This window comes from Pediococcus claussenii ATCC BAA-344 (assembly GCF_000237995.1).
Classification (GTDB): Bacteria; Bacillota; Bacilli; order Lactobacillales; family Lactobacillaceae; genus Pediococcus; species Pediococcus claussenii.
Genome location: NC_016605.1, coordinates 1,195,314 through 1,213,750 on the forward strand (window position 1 = coordinate 1,195,314; position 18,437 = coordinate 1,213,750).

17 protein-coding genes are annotated in these 18,437 nt (G+C 36.6%); 2 read left to right on the forward strand and 15 right to left on the reverse strand.

The annotated features are described in order from the left end of the window. Positions 1–31 precede the first annotated feature (31 nt). The 5 genes from PECL_RS05850 to PECL_RS05870 all read right to left on the reverse strand — a co-directional run bounded on the left by PECL_RS05850 (position 32) and on the right by PECL_RS05870 (position 4,469). Positions 32–1,207 carry a glycosyltransferase family 4 protein gene (locus PECL_RS05850; RefSeq protein WP_014215651.1) on the reverse strand — a complete coding sequence of 392 codons (1,176 nt, stop codon included), beginning with the start codon at positions 1,205–1,207 and terminating at the stop codon, positions 32–34. Positions 1,208–1,282: 75 nt separating this feature from the next. After that, positions 1,283–2,062, reverse strand: a complete 780-nt coding sequence (locus PECL_RS05855; RefSeq protein ID WP_014215652.1) for an alpha/beta fold hydrolase — start codon at positions 2,060–2,062, stop codon at positions 1,283–1,285. A 96-nt stretch (positions 2,063–2,158) separates the two neighbouring features. Continuing rightward, a complete protein-coding gene (ptsP, locus tag PECL_RS05860; RefSeq protein ID WP_014215653.1) occupies positions 2,159–3,886 on the reverse strand; it encodes a phosphoenolpyruvate--protein phosphotransferase in 1,728 nt (575 codons plus the stop codon). Further along, positions 3,886–4,152, reverse strand: coding sequence for a phosphocarrier protein HPr (locus PECL_RS05865; RefSeq protein WP_014215654.1), 267 nt, complete (start codon positions 4,150–4,152; stop codon positions 3,886–3,888). Before PECL_RS05865 ends, ptsP begins: the two co-directional genes overlap by 1 nt. 119 nt (positions 4,153–4,271) lie before the next feature. Next, positions 4,272–4,469 carry a hypothetical protein gene (locus tag PECL_RS05870; RefSeq protein ID WP_231952005.1) on the reverse strand — a complete coding sequence of 66 codons (198 nt, stop codon included), beginning with the start codon at positions 4,467–4,469 and terminating at the stop codon, positions 4,272–4,274. Between the two features lie 179 nt (positions 4,470–4,648). Between PECL_RS05870 and PECL_RS05875 the strand changes: the two genes are divergently transcribed. Continuing rightward, positions 4,649–6,856: an ATP-dependent Clp protease ATP-binding subunit gene (locus tag PECL_RS05875; protein WP_014215656.1), complete on the forward strand. Its 2,208-nt coding sequence runs from the start codon at positions 4,649–4,651 to the stop codon at positions 6,854–6,856. A gap of 71 nt (positions 6,857–6,927) precedes the next feature. Here PECL_RS05875 and PECL_RS05880 read toward each other — a convergent pair whose 3' ends face one another. The 9 genes from PECL_RS05880 to recX all read right to left on the reverse strand — a co-directional run bounded on the left by PECL_RS05880 (position 6,928) and on the right by recX (position 16,594). Next, positions 6,928–7,299, reverse strand: coding sequence for a DUF1634 domain-containing protein (locus tag PECL_RS05880; protein ID WP_014215657.1), 372 nt, complete (start codon positions 7,297–7,299; stop codon positions 6,928–6,930). Beyond that, complete coding sequence (locus PECL_RS05885; protein WP_014215658.1) at positions 7,299–8,153, reverse strand: sulfite exporter TauE/SafE family protein; 855 nt, start codon at positions 8,151–8,153, stop codon at positions 7,299–7,301. Before PECL_RS05885 ends, PECL_RS05880 begins: the two co-directional genes overlap by 1 nt. Before the next feature lie 92 nt (positions 8,154–8,245). Further along, complete coding sequence (locus PECL_RS05890; protein WP_014215659.1) at positions 8,246–10,330, reverse strand: LTA synthase family protein; 2,085 nt, start codon at positions 10,328–10,330, stop codon at positions 8,246–8,248. A gap of 98 nt (positions 10,331–10,428) precedes the next feature. Continuing rightward, complete coding sequence (locus PECL_RS05895) at positions 10,429–11,997, reverse strand: peptide chain release factor 3 (RefSeq protein ID WP_014215660.1); 1,569 nt, start codon at positions 11,995–11,997, stop codon at positions 10,429–10,431. A 108-nt stretch (positions 11,998–12,105) separates the two neighbouring features. Then, positions 12,106–12,513: a glycerol-3-phosphate cytidylyltransferase gene (gene tagD, locus PECL_RS05900; RefSeq protein ID WP_014215661.1), complete on the reverse strand. Its 408-nt coding sequence runs from the start codon at positions 12,511–12,513 to the stop codon at positions 12,106–12,108. 149 nt (positions 12,514–12,662) lie between these two features. Next, positions 12,663–13,790, reverse strand: coding sequence for an AI-2E family transporter (locus PECL_RS05905; protein WP_014215662.1), 1,128 nt, complete (start codon positions 13,788–13,790; stop codon positions 12,663–12,665). A gap of 46 nt (positions 13,791–13,836) precedes the next feature. Next, positions 13,837–14,394, reverse strand: coding sequence for a DUF402 domain-containing protein (locus PECL_RS05910; protein ID WP_014215663.1), 558 nt, complete (start codon positions 14,392–14,394; stop codon positions 13,837–13,839). Positions 14,395–14,563: 169 nt separating this feature from the next. Continuing rightward, positions 14,564–15,772, reverse strand: a complete 1,209-nt coding sequence (locus PECL_RS05915; RefSeq protein WP_014215664.1) for a serine hydrolase domain-containing protein — start codon at positions 15,770–15,772, stop codon at positions 14,564–14,566. A gap of 3 nt (positions 15,773–15,775) precedes the next feature. Continuing rightward, the gene (gene recX / locus PECL_RS05920) at positions 15,776–16,594 is read right to left on the reverse strand and encodes a recombination regulator RecX (RefSeq protein ID WP_014215665.1); all 819 of its coding nucleotides are present in this window, start codon (positions 16,592–16,594) and stop codon (positions 15,776–15,778) included. Between the two features lie 63 nt (positions 16,595–16,657). Here recX and PECL_RS05925 point away from each other — a divergent pair, with 63 nt between their 5' ends. Further along, positions 16,658–17,113 (forward strand): flavodoxin, encoded by a 456-nt coding sequence (locus tag PECL_RS05925; protein WP_014215666.1) that lies wholly within the window; start codon positions 16,658–16,660, stop codon positions 17,111–17,113. Positions 17,114–17,167: 54 nt separating this feature from the next. Here PECL_RS05925 and wecB read toward each other — a convergent pair whose 3' ends face one another. Next, positions 17,168–18,283: a non-hydrolyzing UDP-N-acetylglucosamine 2-epimerase gene (wecB, locus tag PECL_RS05930; protein ID WP_014215667.1), complete on the reverse strand. Its 1,116-nt coding sequence runs from the start codon at positions 18,281–18,283 to the stop codon at positions 17,168–17,170. Between the last annotated feature and the right edge of the window lie 154 nt (positions 18,284–18,437).

Here is an 18,437-nt window from a genome sequence, read left to right on the forward strand (position 1 = left end):
AATAAAGTACTCCCTATTTAGAATTGAAACATTAGGACAAATCCGAATCTGTCTGCATATTAGAGTATGACTCAATTGAATCTTTATAAAAGTCTAAAACTCTCTTTCCAAAATAATCAGCTGAAATTTCATATAACTTTTCTGAACGAGGTGCCTGGTCTACATATTTCGTTGGATTGTTCATATATTCTTCAACTTCATGAACGAATTCGTCTTGACCGTCAAAGGTCATCCCTAAATTTTTATTATCTAACAACTGATCAGTATATGGTCCTGATTTAGCAACTACTTTCAATCCCGACGCAAGTGCTTCTATATACGTCAGTCCCTGTGACTCAGAATCAGATGCCGATATAAATAGATCCGCCATCTGATAAAACTGGTAAACCTGATCGTTATCAATTTCTCCTGCAAACCGAACATGTCGCTCAATTCCTAATTCTTTAGCTTGAGATTCTAGTGAATCACGAGCGGGACCATCTCCAACAATTAGTAATTCAACCTTATTGTCTTCCTTAATTAACGATGGCAAAATATCTATAACTTCTTTTATGTTTTTCTCATATGCTAAACGACTAAGAGACAACAATAAAAACGTATCGTCGTCATAACCATATGTCACACGCCAATTTGAATGTTCTTTTTTTTGAGAAAACTTATCTAAATTAACCCCTGTTGGGATAATCCTGATAGGTGTTTTAACTCCATACCCTTGTAGAGTGGCTGAAACACGCACACTTGGTGCTACAATACCATTCATATGATAACAAAAAGCTCTTGTCATCTGCTTAACATGATATGGACGTAAAACTTTTCCGTTGGCCACGTAGTGCAAGTAATCTTCGTACATTGTATGGTACGTATGAATACATGGAATTTTCAAACTTTTTGCAACAAACTTACCCATCCAACCAAGGGAAAATTCGGTCTGTGTATGAACAATATCCAAATTAAGTTCTTTAGCAACTTGTGCGGCCTTTATGAAACCACTTACCGCGATCCGTCGATCCGTAAATGATACAAAAGGAACACTCGGAAAGCGAAAAACATTTCGTTCATATACGTTTTTATCCACCTTAGGATCAGTTGTCGTAAAAATATATACTTGATGTCCTTGTTTCTCCAACTGATCTCGCAACGTTTTTATTGAAGTTGCAACACCACTCACTTGCGGAAAATATGTATCCGTGAATAATCCGATATTCAAGCAAAGTTCCTCCAATCCGAATGTCTATAATAAACCAATTATATGGGTTTACATTTTTATATGCAAACTAAGCCATTATGATTTTAAAAACCTTAGCATGATTTCATTAAAGGTCTTAGGATCCTCCGCCATGGGGATATGTCCGACCCTATTCATTGAATGAATTTCAATTTTATTATTGATCCATCTTAATGCGCCAGCATTTTCCTCGTTATAAAAGGCACTTTCTTTACCCAAGATAAATGCTATCGGAATATTGGCATCCCTTAAAACTCCACGCCAATCCTTTAATGCATGATCGGTCAATAGATCTTCACTTTCTCTTCTAGAAAATGGAAAATCAATATCTACAGCCTTTGATGCCCTGAATACCTCGTCGTCAACATGCTGATAGTAGGGATGGTTCAGCGGTTCACCTATTACCGTTAAAAAATTTGATAGTTTCATATTTTTAAATCCAAACTTCCATTTTTCATCGTTTAACATTTTGGGAGACTGATCAACGATTATTGCTTTTGAAAAGTAGTCCCACCCTTTTAAATGTGCAATGTTGAACACGACCGAACCGCCCATTGAATTGCCAACTATCACAGGCTTAAAAATATCCAATCTGTCAATTAGACTTATTACATCTAACGCTAACCGGTTCATTCGTATGCCGTAACTAACATGGTCAGACCTACCATGATTACGATATTCCAAACAAACAACTCTAAATCCCTGTTTCACAAAAAAAGATTTTTGGCCCTGCCAAATTGCTGCATTTCCACCAAAACCAGTTAAAAAGATAATTGGTTGACCTTTTCCTAAATCTTCATAATACAAACGAACCTTGTCTTCTGTTTCAAAATACATCAAATCATCACCCTTCTCGTAGCATATTAAAAAATTATACAATTAAAAAAATAGAGTATGCGAGTAATTCGCACACTCTATTCTAAAAATGATTTTTTAGTTCTCCGCATTAACGGCTTCATTCACCATAGCAATAACATCTTCGTTAGTTTCTGCTTCAGTAACAGCACGTTCAGCCAACTTCTTCATATCATTTGTATCAAGTTTCTTCATCAATGAACGAGTCTTCAAGATTGAAGTAGCGCTCATTGAAAATTCATCCAAGCCAAGTCCCATTAAAATTGGAACAGCGGTCTGATCTCCGGCCATTTCACCACACATACCTGTCCATTTACCTTCAGCATGTGAAGCATCAATTGTACGCTTAATCAAGCGTAACAATGAAGGATTATATGGTTGGTATAGGTAAGCAACTTTTTCATTTCCACGATCAGCAGCAAACGAATATTGAATTAAATCATTAGTACCAATACTAAAGAAATCGACATACTTAGCAAGTTTGTCAGCAATTTCAGCGGCAGCAGGAATTTCCATCATCATACCAACTTGAATATCACCGACTTTTTTACCTGCATCGACCATCTTTTGACGTTCGTCATCATAGATTGCACGAGCTTGTTTAAATTCTGCAACAGTCGCAATCATTGGGAACATAATCGCCAAAGTACCAAATTCAGAGGCACGAAGTAAAGCGCGAAGTTGAGTTCGGAATAAGTCTGTACGATCCAAACTAATTCTAATAGCACGATATCCTAAGAATGGATTCATTTCTTCAGGGAGTGGAAGATATGGAAGTTCCTTGTCTCCACCAATATCCATTGTACGAACGACAACTTGTTTGCCCTTCATACCTTCAACAACTTTTTTGTACGCTTCAAACTGTTCATCTTCTGAAGGAAGTTCCGAAGCATTCATATACAAGAATTCAGAACGGAACAATCCAATAGCTTCACCACCATTATCAATAACACCTGTTAAATCATCAGGAGTACCAATATTGGCAGCTAAATCAAAATGAACTCCATCTTTTGTGATGGTTCTTTCATTCCTAAGTTTATCCCATTCAGCCTTTTGAGCTTTGAAAGCTTCAGCCTTTTTCTGATATTCTGAAATTTCAGATTCAGACGGATCGATAAGAGCAATCCCATTCAAGCCGTCGACAATCATCATTTGACCATTTTTAACACTTGTAGTTGCTTTTTCAGAACCAACAACTGCTGGAATCTCCAATGTACGGGACATTATAGCTGAATGTGAAGTACGTCCTCCAATATCAGTAATAAATCCCTTTACGAAACGACGATCTAACTGTGCCGTGTCACTTGGTGTTAAATCATGTGCCACAATAACAACTTCAGAGTCAATCAAGGCTGGATTAGGTAACTCAACTCCAAGTAAATGACTCATAACACGCTTTGTAACATCGCGAATGTCACCGGCGCGTTCTTGCATATAAGCATTATCAGTCATTCCTTCAAACATGCTGATAAACGAATCAGTTACTTCTTTTAATCCTTCTTCAGCATTTACCTTATCAGTTTTAATCTTATCTTCAATGTTTCCAATTAATTCTGGATCAGAAAGAATTGTTAAATGTGCTTCAAAAACTTCTGCCTCATCGGCACCCAAGTTTTCGGTAGCTTTTTCTTTGATGAGTTGTAATTCAGCTTTAGAATCATCTAAAGCTTTGTGTAAACGTTTAATTTCGGTATCAGCATCAGTGATTTCTTTTTTATCAAAAGAAATATCGGGATCAACCAACATATAAGCCTTGGCGATCGCGATCCCATCACTAGCAGCAATACCCTTAAGTGAGCTAGTCATTATTCGGAAAGTCCTTCCTTTTTCATTGTATCTTCAAGAGCTGAAATTGCTTCAGCTTCGTCAGCGCCATCAGCTGAAATTGTAACGTCAGAGTTTTGACCAACCCCAAGTGACATAACACCCATGATTGATTTCAAGTTAACTGACTTGTCCTTGTATGTTAATTGAACATCTGAGTTAAATTTACTTGCTGCTTGAACCAACAAAGTAGCGGGACGTGCATGAATACCTGTTTCTGCAATTACGTGAAAGTCGCGTGTTTCCATAATAAATATCTCCTTTTTAAGTACTCTAATTTAATTGACTATCAAATAGAAAGTTAATATAGCCTTTGAAAAGATAATAACAATTTAAAAACATGAAAGCAAGCCCTTTCACTGTTTTTTTAGTTACCGCTTTCATTACTTTCGAAATGGTATACAATATCTCCACCCCTTCGAGCTTCTCCAATCACCAGTTTTCGATCTGAGAAATTCATAAGAATGGGCTGAAAATCAATGAACTCATTAGCTTTAATAGTTAATTCCGAAATAGAACCGTCTTTTAATTGGTTTAGTGCCTCTAAATAATCCTTAATATTCACCCCTCCTCCTTGAAAGACAAAGTACATTGTATTCCAGAATTACTATCATATCAATATTCTTTACCAAAAGTTCAAACTTCTTGCACAAAAAAACAAAGTGAGTATAATTTAGTTATGGTCAAATTTGGTCAAACAATTTGACGCATTCTATTTTAGTTGTACAGAAAGGAGACAGCGTTGTGCTTTGTCAAAACTGTCAAAAAAATGAGGCGACCATTCATCTTTATACAAACGTGAATGGGAGCAAACAACAGATTGACCTTTGTCAGAGTTGCTATCAACTTTTACAAAATGATGAAAAAAACGGAAACGGAGGTGCTAACATGGCACAAGACCCATTTGGCTTTGGAAACTTGGATGACATTTTCAGAGCAATGCAAAATGGCAATGTTGAACAACCGGAAGGATTTAATCAACGCCAAGTTCCCCCCACTCAGGGTGAACGCGGCGGTGGAAATAACGGAGGTTCCTTATTAGCCCAATACGGTCTAAACATGACTGATCTAGCTAAACAGGGTAAAATCGACCCAGTTATTGGTCGTGACTCAGAAATCGAAAGAGTTATTGAAATTCTTAACCGTCGAACTAAGAATAATCCCGTTTTGATTGGTGAAGCCGGTGTTGGTAAAACAGCAGTCGTAGAGGGGTTAGCACAAAGGATTGTCGAAGGTTCTGTTCCACAAAAACTACTCAACAAACAAATCGTGCGATTAGACGTTGTTTCACTTGTTCAAGGGACTGGTATCCGCGGACAATTTGAGCAACGCATGCAACAATTAATGAAAGAAGTTCAAGATAATAAGGATATGATTGTCTTTATTGATGAAATTCATGAAATCGTTGGTGCAGGAAATGCTGAAGGTGGCATGGACGCAGGTAACGTTTTGAAGCCGGCCCTTGCGCGGGGTGACTTCCAACTAGTTGGTGCCACAACTCTTAAGGAGTATCGTGACATTGAAAAAGATGCCGCTTTAGCACGTCGTTTACAACCCGTCCAAGTTGACGAACCAAGCGAAGAAGAATCAATCAAAATTTTAAAGGGTATTCAGAAAAAGTACGAAGATTATCATCATGTTCATTATACTGATGACTCAATTGTTGCCGCGGTTAAACTTTCAAAACGTTATATTCAAGATCGTTTTCTGCCTGACAAAGCAATTGATCTTCTTGATGAAGCAGGGTCTAAAAAGAATTTAACACTCAATGTTGCCGATCCTGAAACAATTCAAAAAAAGATTAACGAAGCTGAAGCCTTGAAACAAGACGCTTTAAAGGCTGAGGATTACGAGAAGGCTGCTTATTATCGTGATCAAGTTACAAAGCTTGAAAGTAATAAAGAGAATGCTTCAGATAACGACTCAACTGCTACCGTAACCGAAAAAGATATGGAACAGATTGTTGAATCGAAAACAGACATCCCTGTTGGCGATTTACAACAACAAGAGCAAGAACAACTCCAAAATCTTGCTCCAAATCTTAAAAGCCATGTAATTGGTCAAGATGAAGCCGTTGATAAAATTGCTCGTGCTATTCGACGAAATCGAATTGGCTTGAATGGTACAGGTCGTCCAATTGGTTCATTCCTATTTGTTGGTCCTACTGGGGTTGGTAAAACTGAACTCGCAAAACAACTTGCTGCTTCCCTATTCGGCTCAGAAGATTCTATGATTCGCTTTGATATGAGTGAGTACATGGAGCCACATTCAATTTCTAAGTTAATTGGCTCACCTCCAGGGTATGTTGGATACGAAGAGGCTGGACAATTAACCGAACAAGTTCGACGTCATCCATATAGTTTGGTGCTATTGGATGAGGTTGAGAAGGCACATCCGGATGTAATGCATATGTTTCTTCAGATCCTTGATGATGGTCGCCTAACCGATTCTCAAGGTCGAACAGTTAGCTTTAAAGATACCATCATTATCATGACTTCAAATGCTGGATCAGGAGATGTCGAGGCTGACGTTGGTTTTGGTGCCGCTGCACAAGGCAAAACTCATTCAGTTTTAGGTAAACTCGGTAACTACTTCAAACCTGAATTTTTAAATCGATTTGATGACATTGTTGAATTCCAGGCACTTTCAAAGAAGAATTTACTGAAAATTGTTGATCTAATGATAAATGACGTAAATGGCATGTTGGCTGCACAAGATCTACACGTCACAGTAACAGCTCCTGTAGATGAACGATTAGTAGAACTTGGCTATGACCCAAAGATGGGGGCTCGCCCATTAAGACGTGTCATCCAAGAGCAAATTGAAGACAGAATTGCTGATTTTTATTTAGACCATCCTGCTGACAAGAATCTTGTTGCTGATCTAAAGAATGATCAGATCGAAATTCGCTCACAAAAGCCATCCGAAAGTGATACTGAAGACTCCAAATAGAGAATATTTCACTTAAAAAAAAGCGGAACTACAATAATTAATTGTAGTTCCGCTTTTTTAGTATACATAAATTATTTTCCTGCATATCCAATAACCATTCCGAAAATCAAAATAACAAGTACTAAGGTTGTAATCCACACATACATTCGATCATTTTCCTTAGCAAAAGCATAAATCGATACAATTACTCGTAAAACCGGTGTTAAAATCAATAGAAAAATTCCAAACATCACAACAGCGTACGCTCTTAGTCCAAGAACACCACTCCAGATCGTTCCAAAATCTTTGGGTAACAAATCTGAATTATATCCAGTTCCTTTGAATACCCATAGTAAAATACCAACAATTATGACAAACGCAGATATATATACCCCAATTTGGAGCACTCTACCAATCATAATTTCAACATTTTTCATTTCGTCCTTTTTTACTGAATTACCCATTAGATATTCACCCCAAATCCTTTAAGAACCATCTGCAGTCCCATGTATAATAAAACTGGAATAAAAATCATACGAATGACACGAGGATGAAGCCTTTGCATAACTCTGGATCCAATTGTTGCGCCAAAAAGAATTCCAAGCGCTAGGGGTCCAGCAATATCAGCCCTAATCGATCCGTTAAAGAAATAAACCATTGCACTTGCCGCCGCAGTAACTCCCATCATCAAATTACTCGTAGCACTAGAGGGTTTTAACGGCATTTTCATAATTGTATCCATAGCAGTAACCTTAAAAACACCACTACCTATTCCAAGAAGTCCACTCGCCAAGCCAGCACCAAACATCATCGCGAAACCACCCGGTACATTCTCAACCGAATAATCAACATCTTTATTCAACACTTGGTCATGATAGCTCCCGTTTAACTTTAGCTTATTTGCTAGGGCATCATTTTTAGTACTTACTTCATCACTGCCGGTTCCCCTGAGCTTTCTCCACATATTCCAACATGAAAAAAGTAAAAATGAACCAAATAACACGAATAAAATCGTTGGATGAAAAAAGCTTGTCATAATTGCACCAATAATGGCGCCAATTGTGGTTGCAATTTCCAAAAACATCGCAACCCTTAGATTTAACATTTCATCTCGTAAATATGCAATCGTTGCTCCAGAACTGGTAGCAATTACGGAAATAATACTTGCACCAATAGCGTATTTAATATCCAATCCCATCATTACTGTCAAAACTGGCGTAATAATAATCCCACCACCAATTCCTAAAATTGCACCAAATATTCCCGCCAGTAGTCCAACTACCAGAAGAAGAATTAATTGATTGGCCACATTCTCCATCTCCTTTTTCTCTCAATATATAGATTATACCCAAAAAGAGCAAACCACCAGAAAATCTGACAGTTTGCCTTTTTTTAAATTAAGAAAGATTTCTACTTACTATCTTTTTCATCATCCTTAATCTCTGGTGCATCTGTTTTATAATCACCCATCGTTGATTTACCATGATTTTGACTAACTAAACTAGTTGGAAACTTCTTGTCCGCCTGTTCTAATTGCTCAAGACCGTTTTGCTTCTTATAGTTATAGTCCGCTTTATTAACTTTCTTAAACCAGTCTAACTTATTAAATCTTAACAAATCTCCATTGATTACCTTATCAGAGTATGTCAATTGTTTATCTACATAGTCCTGAATCTTAGCGATTTCTTTCTTTTGGTTTCCAGTTTCATTGGTAATCTGTTCACCAGTTGCGGTGTAATATAAATCACCACCGTACTTAGTATACTTTTTAGAAACGAAACTGCCATCACGAAATGCCACAATCTGATTAAAGTTCTTCGCAGTCATATCTTGTCCAAATTCAATTGTCCCTGGAGTTTTAATTCCTAATATGTTCATCAAGGTTGGCATAACATCTATTTCACCACTGTAATTATGATTAATTCCACCCTTAAGCCCATCAGCGTGAATCATGAATGGAACTTTTTGGAACATTGCTAAGTCATAGTTATTAACACCCTTTAATCCTAAAATTTTAGCAATGGCTGGTTTATGGTTATTTGAAATACCGTAATGATCTCCATACAAAACAAGAACACTCTTTTTCTCAAGTCCTGACTTCTTCAAATATTGCATTAATTCACCAATTGATTGGTCCAAATAATGAGCAGTTTGCACATATGGATCCACAGTTGGGTCACCCGTATCCCACGGAGCAATCGTTGCATTTTCCTTCGAAATCAAATAAGGATAGTGATTTGAAACCGTAATCAACTTCGCGTAAAACGGTTGTGGAAGTTGTTGCACATATTGCATCGAGTCACGTAAGAAGATTTTATCTTTCATCCCATAACCACTGACGTAACCTGGTTTAATATCAAAATACTGCTTGCTAAAGAAATATTGATATCCAAATGACTTGTACGCATTATCACGATTCCAAAAACTAGGAACATCCCCGTGAAAGGCAGCTGTCGTATATCCATGTTGATCAAGAATTGCTGGCGTTGATTGGAATGTATTGGTTGTTCCGTCAGTTACCATAGCGGCTCCTTCTGGAAGTCCAAACAAAGAATTCTCAAGCATCATCTCAGCATCGGCAGTCTTCCCTTGCCCAACTTGGTTAAAGAAGTTATCAAATGCTAATGTATTTTTATCATGATAAAGTTTGTTAAGGTTTGGCGTAATCTCTTGCCCTTTCCACTTTTTATCAATTACAAATTGTTGCAAACTCTCCAAATGAATTACAAAAACATTTTTTCCTTTTTCAACCCCCTTGTATTGAATATTAGGGTTAGCATGTGTTTCTTTAAGAAATTTCCTGATAGGATCTAGCTGAGAACTCTTAGCCTCTTTCTTTTTATTACCATTTTGATACGTTTTAATCCCGTCATAAAGAGTATAGGACTGCAATCCAAGGTACTTTACAATGTAATTATTATCAAACGTTCTAGTTAACAATCCTGATCGATTAGCATATGCCATAGTTAGGTTGGCACCTAATACAGCAAACGATAAAATTGTCACTAAGAAAGCATTAACGATCTTAAATGGTCGCTTATCGATCTTTACAAAGCCAAACACTAGAATAAGTATTACGAACAAAACATCTAAGAATACTAAAAAGTCAGTTGCTCTCAGTATCCCCATTAAGCTCTTTCCCAGATTATCAGATGCAGATCCTGAACCCTTAATCAAACTAAAGGTAATAAAATCCGAAAATTCGCGATAATACAAAATATTTGCAAAGAGCCAAGTGGACAAAATTGCATCCATAACAATCATGTACCAATAAGCCCACTTACCACGAATATATAGTCCAATTCCGAATAACAGAATTGCAAAGCCTAAGGGGCTAATTGCAAGTATTAACTGCTGCATTGGTCCCTGTGCACCTAAAGTGAACTTAGTCTGATAAGCTATGTACGACTTAATCCAAAATAATATTGTAATAAGGGCAAAGAAGCCAAACTTGCTATTTAAATCTCTTCTCGCCCTATGCCAAAGCTGATTCATGGCAATCCTCCGTAATTAAACAAAAATTGAAACATCAATTATTATAAACTAATTAACAGCATTTATACCGTTTCAATATAAAATCTTAAACATCTGAATTAAAGCTTAGCCGTTAATTCAACGTTCGGATACTTATCTTTAAACCAACGTTCTGCAAATTGATTCTCAAATAAAAATAGAGGTTCGCCAAAACGATCCTTCACCAGCAAATTACGCGATGACGACATTTTTTCATCCAATTGATCAGGGTTAATCCAACGTGCAATTTTCTTTCCCATTGGCTGCATTACTACCTCAGAATTATATTCGTTTAACATTCTGAATTGAAATACCTCAAACTGTAGTTGACCGACCGCACCTAGAATATAATCTCCAGTTGTATAATTTGAATACAATTGAACTGCGCCTTCTTGCACTAATTGTTGAATTCCCTTGTGGAAAGATTTTTGTTTCATGACATTTTTTGCAGATACTTGCATAAATAGTTCTGGCGTAAACTGTGGTAGCTTTTCAAATTGAACTGCTTTTTTTCCGTCATAAATCGTATCACCTATTTGAAAATTACCAGTATCATAGAGACCAATAATATCTCCAGCCACAGCCGTCTCAACGTTTTCTCTAGTGTCCGCCATAAATTGAGTAGAATTTGAAAGGCGAATCTTTTTATTAGAGCGAGTAAGTGTTACATCCATCCCCCGATCAAACTCTCCCGAACAAATTCTTAAAAATGCAATCCGGTCTCGATGATTTGGGTTCATATTAGCTTGGATCTTGAAGACAAAACCTGAAAATTCAGAATCATTGGGTTTAATTACTGATTCATCTTCAGTTACATGAGAAGACGGCGCAGGTGCGAAATCTAAATATGCATCCAAAAATGTCTTAACCCCAAAGTTAGTAAGAGCGGAACCAAAGAATACAGGTGTTAAATCCCCCGTTTCAATCTTCTTATGGTCAAATTGATTACCAGCCTCTTTCATCAATTGAACTTCCATCATTGCATCTGAAAATATGCTATCTTCCATCAAATCTAAGCTTTCAACTGGATTTCCTTCGTCGTCCAAATCAATAAACTTTGGCTTGTCTGTATGTAACTCAATTCGATTATTGTAAATATCGTAAAGGCCTTTAAGCCCTTTTCCCATTCCGATTGGCCAATTCATTGGATACGCATTGATTCCTAAAACTTCTTCTAATTCATTAACTAGTTCAAGTGGCTCTCGCCCATCACGATCTAATTTGTTCATGAACGTAAAAATTGGAATTCCACGCATTTTACAAATTTGAAACAACTTCTTTGTTTGAGGTTCAATTCCTTTAGCAGAGTCAATAACCATCACTGCCGAATCAACTGCCATTAAAGTACGATAAGTATCTTCAGAGAAATCCTCATGTCCTGGCGTATCCAAAATATTAATTCTTTTATCATGGTAATCAAACTGCATCACCGAGCTAGTAACAGAAATTCCACGTTTCTTTTCGATTTCCATCCAATCTGATTTAGCGTAGTTCCCTGTTTTGCGAGCTTTTACCGTTCCTGCTTCACGAACAACCCCACCAAATAACAATAATTGCTCAGTAATAGTTGTCTTACCAGCATCAGGATGTGAGATAATGGCAAAAGTTCGTCGCTTATTTACCGCAGTTTCTAATTCACTTTGATTCATTGGTTAGTACTCCTTTTTGTTATTAAAAATTCTTAAAATATTTATCCAAGACTATGAAAAGGGCTAGGAGAAAACGTTAGTTTTTCCCTAGCCTCTTTACGATAAGAACTAGTCATTCGCTTTCTGACCAGCAAGCCCTAAATCCTTTTTAATCCTAGTTGTCGAGATGCCTTCGGTGCGTGGTAGATAAACTACCTCACAATATTCCGCCAGAAAATCAAATTCACCTTTCCAGTCGTCACCCATTACAAAAATATCAATATTATGGTCTTTGACATCCCGGATTTTCTGGTCCCACCCCTTTTCTGGAATTACCTCATCAACGTAACGAATTGCTTCCAGAATGTATTTTCTGTCTTCAAAGGAAGTATAGGCCGTTTTTCCCTTAAGGGCGTTAAACTCGTCCGTTGAAGCACATACAGTTAAGTGGTCGCCCAATTCTTTGGCGCGCTTTAATAGACGAATGTGTCCCTTATGCAATAAATCAAATGTCCCATAAGTAATTACTCGTGTCATTTTTCCCATACCTCTTTCTCGCATGATGTTACCATATTTTGAACATTAATTCCAACTTACATTTAACGAAGATAACGTTCTAATTACTACTCCAGTAATTATCTAGTAATACTTCGTCACTTCACAGTAATGTATTCTGCGCTCCCTAATTAATGCGGGTTAACCTTATCCTCAATTGTATCCCTATTCAGTAACCAAATCTTATGGAAGAAGCCAACTAATACCTTTAAAATTGCGTAGAACGGAATAACCAAAATCATTCCAAAAACACCAGAAATTTTCCCAGCAGCTAATAATAAAATGATAATGGTAAGGGGATGGATCTGAAGACTCTTGCCAATAACATTGGGGTACACAAGATTTCCATCAATTTGTTGAACAATTAAAACTACAACGATTACATAGACAACTTGTGTTGGAGACTTTGCAATCGCAACTAACAGTGACGGAAAGATCCCAATATAAGGTCCAACATATGGAATTATGTTACATATACCTGCTATAACCCCAAGCAATGCACCATAAGGCTGACCAATAATCATATACCCAATCACTGTAAAGGTTCCAACAAACAGACATTCAATCACCTGACCCCCAATATAGGAAGAAAGGGTCGAGCTCATCGTATCAAACAATTCAAGTACGTTTTTTTGATTCCTTTTTGGAATGAACTTGGCAACCGTTGGCTTTAACTTATATCCATCCTTTAACATGTAAAAAAGAACAACGGGAACAGTAATTAAAATAATAGTTACACTGGTTAGAGTGGAAATAATTGTTCCTAGACTAGAGGTCATACTTGTTAAAATTGTTTGAGCATAGCTCCCCATTTTTCCATTCAATTGTTTAACATACGGATCAAGGTCTATTTTTTTAAACCAAGAGTGCTCAAGTAACTTCTGTGATCCCTTCTGTAAATCAGTAGCAATTGACGGTAAGTTACTAATCAACTGTGAAATTTGCTTAATAATTACTGGTAGAAATGAACTGATTGAAAATGCAATCAGTGCAAAAAAAGCAATAAACACAATCGTAACAGCCCAAGTTCTCCCGATCTTGAACTTTTTAAATTTAATGTGCATCAACAGCTTCACTAAGGGGTTAAGCATGTAGTATAAGAAAGTAGCCAATATTAGTGGTGTGAAAACAGTATTAATAAAGGTGCCAAATGGTGTAAATAAAAATTTAATTTTTGTACATACCCATACTAAAGTGGCGACAATCAAAATTTCTAACGACCAATACATCAATGGACTATTTCTTAATTTATTAAACATAATTCAACTCCAATTTTAGTATTAAAAAAGGTGGGACCTCCCACCGTTATCTCGAGTTATTGCGCTTAGCTATACTCAGGTACCGATTGTACCAAATGTTAACAAACTCCGTTGAAAATGGGCCTCTCTTTTGATCAATCCATTCTGTAAGTTCGGATACACTTCCCATCACAATATTGATTGTATCCTGAGGGTAATGCCATTTCTTGCTAAACATCATAAACTCATCTACGTCAAGAAGTCGTCGATCACCATTGGGGAAAATTTTCACATCTAAATCATAATCAATGTACTTCAACGCTTCCCGATCCAAAACATACGGTGTTGCTATATTGCAATAATACGATACACCACTTTTTCGAATCATTGTGACAATATTGAACCAATTATGTTTATTAAAATAAACAAGCGCTGGTTCCTTTGTCATCCAATGACGTCCATCTTCTTCAACAACAATCGTATGATCGTTACAACCGATAAATTCGTTTTCATCATTTTTTAAAACCATGGTATCCCGCCATGTTCGATGAAGCCGACCATCATGCTTATAGCTTTTTATCGCAATATACTCGCCCTCCTTAGGTTGGTTCATTTCACGAGTCATATTGTTCCTACCTCTATCTATAAATCACTTTTAATTATAGCAAATTGAGACAACTTAATACATACGGATCTCACTTTGCTTATTATGAATAAATTTTTAATCGAGATTTGGTTTAAATACAAAAACCGTAACCACCAATTATTGCTTATCAGTGATTACGGTTTTAAGGTTAACTAATTCTTCCGTTTTCCATTTCATTATAGAAACCTGCTACAATCCTTCGTAAAGAATTATATCCGCCAAACTTTTTGTTTACGCTGAAGTTTGACATATACACAACGGCATCTTTTCCGTTTTTGGACATATTAACCACGCAAGACTGTCCATATCCTTGTCCTCTCATAACATATCGATCAACATCTTCGTACATTCCGCCAGCATATCCAGAGCTAGGTAATGCTAATGCCCGTAATTGTTGGTTGGTTTTGGCACTAACATATTTATTATTCAAAATTGCACTTAGGGCAGTATAAAAATCCCGTGCGCTCATAGCAACATCAGCCGTTCCCAACTCAAAATGAGTATTTATTGGACTTTCGACAAAAGGTTGGGCAAATAAATTATTTACATTGTTAGTTTCATTATAACTTGCAGACATATATGGCACGGCACTGCGGTCCGTTATAAAGCCTGTTTCTTTCAAATTTAATTTCTTAATAAACATCTGCTTGTAAAGCTCTTCGTAGCTTCTCTTGTCATACTTCATAACGATACCAGCAATTAATGAAAAATTAGGCCCAAAATAATGCCACATTCCTAGCTGACCATTATTCCTAACGTGCGATACATACCATTTAACAACATTTTCAGGTGACGGGGTTCCCTCTACTTTTTTGGTAAGTACCAAGCCACTAGACATCGTTAGTAAGTTGCGAACACGAATGTTTTGCCCGTTTGGAATAGTCGGATAAAACTTTGATATTGGATCATCCAACGAAACCTTCTTCTTTTGTACCAGTTGCAACAGCATTTGAGTTGTCATCGACTTTTGCACTGATAAGATTTGATACTGAGTTCGAGCTGTATTAATTGTTTTCTTTTGAAAATTTGAATAACCGTAACCACGATTATACAAAACCTTCCCATCTTTAACGAAAAGGATTGTGCCATTCAAATGATTCTTCTTTACCACCGGAGCGATTGTTTTTGAAATTTTTTCCTGATTGGGAGTCAGTTCAGGCTGTGTATAGTCATTAACCTTAGGCACTCTGATCTTTTCACCCTTGTACAGATTTCTCTTAGAATTAGAGACTACTTTAACTTTTTCGCTATCACCATTCCCCGAAAATGATGTTTTAAAAAAAATGCCACCTATCACCACGATGATTACTATCACCATGCTGACTAAAAATCGTTTATTATTTATAAAATCCTTCATCACTTATTCCCCATAATCTTCTTGGATCTGATTTAAGAATTGGTCAATTAAATCTAGTGCAAATCCCTTTTGATATAAAGCTTGCTTCGTTTTTAACTTTCTCGTTCTAAAATCAAAACGTTTATTTTTGTTCCACGCTTTTTGTCCAAAGCTAACTAAATTATCATACTCATTCTCTTCGCCTAATTCAATATTTATTTGTAACATTGCTTCCTGTATTACGTCTGAATTGAATCCTTTGGTCATCAAAAGCTGCTTAACCTTTATTAACCGCTGCCGACTGGAAAGCCTTTTATAATGTTGCACAGCCTTCTTTCCAATTTTGATTGTATTCTCAATTTGTTTTTCAGTACTGAATTGTTCCAGTGAATTCTGAATGTTTTGTTGGGAAACACCCTTGTTTTTCAGGTTATTAGCAATCACTCTAGGTCCCTTATCACTTGTTCTTACCATTGTTCTTACGTAACTTTTGGCATAGTTGAGATCATCTAATAAGCGTTGATCCTCTAGCCTTAGAATAATACTATCTATCACATCATTTTCAATTTCTTTATCATGTAATTTTTTTCTAACTTCTTGTTCAGTTCTTAATTGCCCTGTTAAGTAATTCAAGGCAAGTGAATAAGCAGATGATACTGTCTCCGCTGCTTTAATCCTTTGTTCAAATTCCTTATCTATCTCCATGCCTTTTGAAAGTCGAAATTTAATTAAGGTTTCTTCACTTATTGGAAAAGCATATTCATCATCAATATATAAGTTGAATCTACCTATCCTTTTTTGCGCCTGAATCATTGAAAGTTTGCGCTGCTTTTGTTCTGTCATTTAAAAATCACCCTTATTTTGCTATACTGAAGTGCGTTAAAACAATTGAAAGAAGGATTGCATATGCCAACTGCTAAAGTCGTGTTTGCAACTATTACCGGAAATAATGAAGATTGTGCTGATATCATAACCGATGCACTCGAAGATCAAGGTATCGAGGTCGATGAATCTGAAATCTCACAAACGGATGCAAATGAGCTTAAAAATTATGACATGATCGTTATTGTACCCTACACCTACGATGAAGGTGCTTTACCAGAAGAAGGTCTCGACTTCTTTGAAGATTTACAACACTTAGATTTAACAGGTAAAACATTCAGTGTTGCAGGTTCTGGAGATGTTTTCTATGAAGAATTTTTCTGTGTTGCTGTTGATGCCTTTAGCAAAGCATTAGAGCAAACAGGGGCTACTCATGCTGCAGAAAACGTTAAAATTAATCTTGCTCCTGAATCTGAAGAAGATTTAAAAAAACTAGATCAACTTGCTAATGACTTAGTTAAAAATACTATACATGAATAAATTACAACAAAAAAGGTCGAGAAAAACTTCTCAACCTTTTTTTAAACAAAACTTTTATCTTTTAATAGATTTTGCAATCTCATCTAAAATCTTAAGCGAGGCATCACCATCACCATAAGGGTTCTTGGCACTGGCCATTTTCTTATAGATTGATTGATTTTCCAGTAATTCAATCATAGCATTGGTCACATCCTGTGGTTCCGTACCCACAAGTTTTAGTGTCCCTGCCGTTATTCCTTCTGGTCGTTCAGTTGTGTCTCTTAAAACTAGAACTGGTTTGTTTAGTGCGGGAGCTTCTTCTTGAACCCCACCAGAATCAGTCATCACAAAGTAACTTCGTGCAATAGCATTATGGAAATCAATAACATCAAGTGGCTTTATAAGGTGAATTCTTGAATCATTACCTAATTCCTTTTGTGCCATTTCTTGGATTTTAGGGTTTAAATGCACTGGAAATACGACTTCGACCCCTTCATGCTGGTCAATTACTTTTCTAACAGCTCTAAATACCCTTTGCATTGGTTCACCCTGATTTTCGCGACGATGCATCGTCACTAAAACAACCTTGTTTCCTTTATCAAAAATCTCATTCAATTCAGGATTTTGATAATCGTCTTGGACCGTCATTTTTAAAGCATCAATCGCCGTATTACCGGTAACCGTAATCTTTTCAGATGCATGATTTTCTTTACGTAAGTTCTCAGCGCTTTGGCTTGTTGGGGCAAAATAAAAATCAGTCAAATCATCAACCATTTGACGATTCATTTCTTCTGGGAATGGCGAATATTTGTTCCATGTCCTTAATCCGGCCTCAACGTGTCCGATTGCAATCTGATGATAAAAGGCACTGAGTGCTGCTGCAAAAGTAGTTGTTGTATCCCCATGAACTAACACTAGATTCGGTTGTTCATTTTCTAGGATTGTATCTAGTCCTATAATAACTTTATTAGTAATGGTACTTAATGTTTGTCCTTTCCCCATAACATTTAGATCATATTCTGGTACAATTTTAAAAATTTTCAATACCTGATCTAACATTTCCCGATGTTGTCCAGTAACGACCGTAATAGGTAAAAAACGATCATCTTGTTGCATAGCTCGAACAACCGGTGCCATTTTGATTGCTTCGGGTCTGGTACCAAAAATACTCAAAACTTTAATTTTATCCACTTTTTGCCTCCCGAAAAACTTAAATTCATTTTTAATTATATCAATCATTTTCATTCAAATGAATAGCAATACTTGAAAAGCTACTTTGAAGAGAGCCTATGCTAAAATAGTGTTTACCAACATGGCTCATGACTAACTACCGGGAGGTTTTTTT

Coding starts and splice junctions, on each gene's coding strand:
- PECL_RS05885 (WP_014215658.1), bottom strand. CDS start 8,153: ATGGAGAATGTGGCCAATCAATTAATTCTTCTTCTGGTAGTTGGACTA.
- PECL_RS05915 (WP_014215664.1), bottom strand. CDS start 15,772: ATGAAGGATTTTATAAATAATAAACGATTTTTAGTCAGCATGGTGATA.
- PECL_RS05855 (WP_014215652.1), bottom strand. CDS start 2,062: ATGTATTTTGAAACAGAAGACAAGGTTCGTTTGTATTATGAAGATTTA.
- PECL_RS05910 (WP_014215663.1), bottom strand. CDS start 14,394: ATGACTCGTGAAATGAACCAACCTAAGGAGGGCGAGTATATTGCGATA.
- PECL_RS05890 (WP_014215659.1), bottom strand. CDS start 10,330: ATGAATCAGCTTTGGCATAGGGCGAGAAGAGATTTAAATAGCAAGTTT.
- PECL_RS05905 (WP_014215662.1), bottom strand. CDS start 13,790: ATGTTTAATAAATTAAGAAATAGTCCATTGATGTATTGGTCGTTAGAA.
- tagD (WP_014215661.1), bottom strand. CDS start 12,513: ATGACACGAGTAATTACTTATGGGACATTTGATTTATTGCATAAGGGA.
- recX (WP_014215665.1), bottom strand. CDS start 16,594: ATGACAGAACAAAAGCAGCGCAAACTTTCAATGATTCAGGCGCAAAAA.
- PECL_RS05880 (WP_014215657.1), bottom strand. CDS start 7,299: ATGGGTAATTCAGTAAAAAAGGACGAAATGAAAAATGTTGAAATTATG.
- ptsP (WP_014215653.1), bottom strand. CDS start 3,886: ATGACTAGCTCACTTAAGGGTATTGCTGCTAGTGATGGGATCGCGATC.
- PECL_RS05925 (WP_014215666.1), top strand. CDS start 16,658: ATGCCAACTGCTAAAGTCGTGTTTGCAACTATTACCGGAAATAATGAA.
- PECL_RS05865 (WP_014215654.1), bottom strand. CDS start 4,152: ATGGAAACACGCGACTTTCACGTAATTGCAGAAACAGGTATTCATGCA.
- PECL_RS05895 (WP_014215660.1), bottom strand. CDS start 11,997: ATGAATCAAAGTGAATTAGAAACTGCGGTAAATAAGCGACGAACTTTT.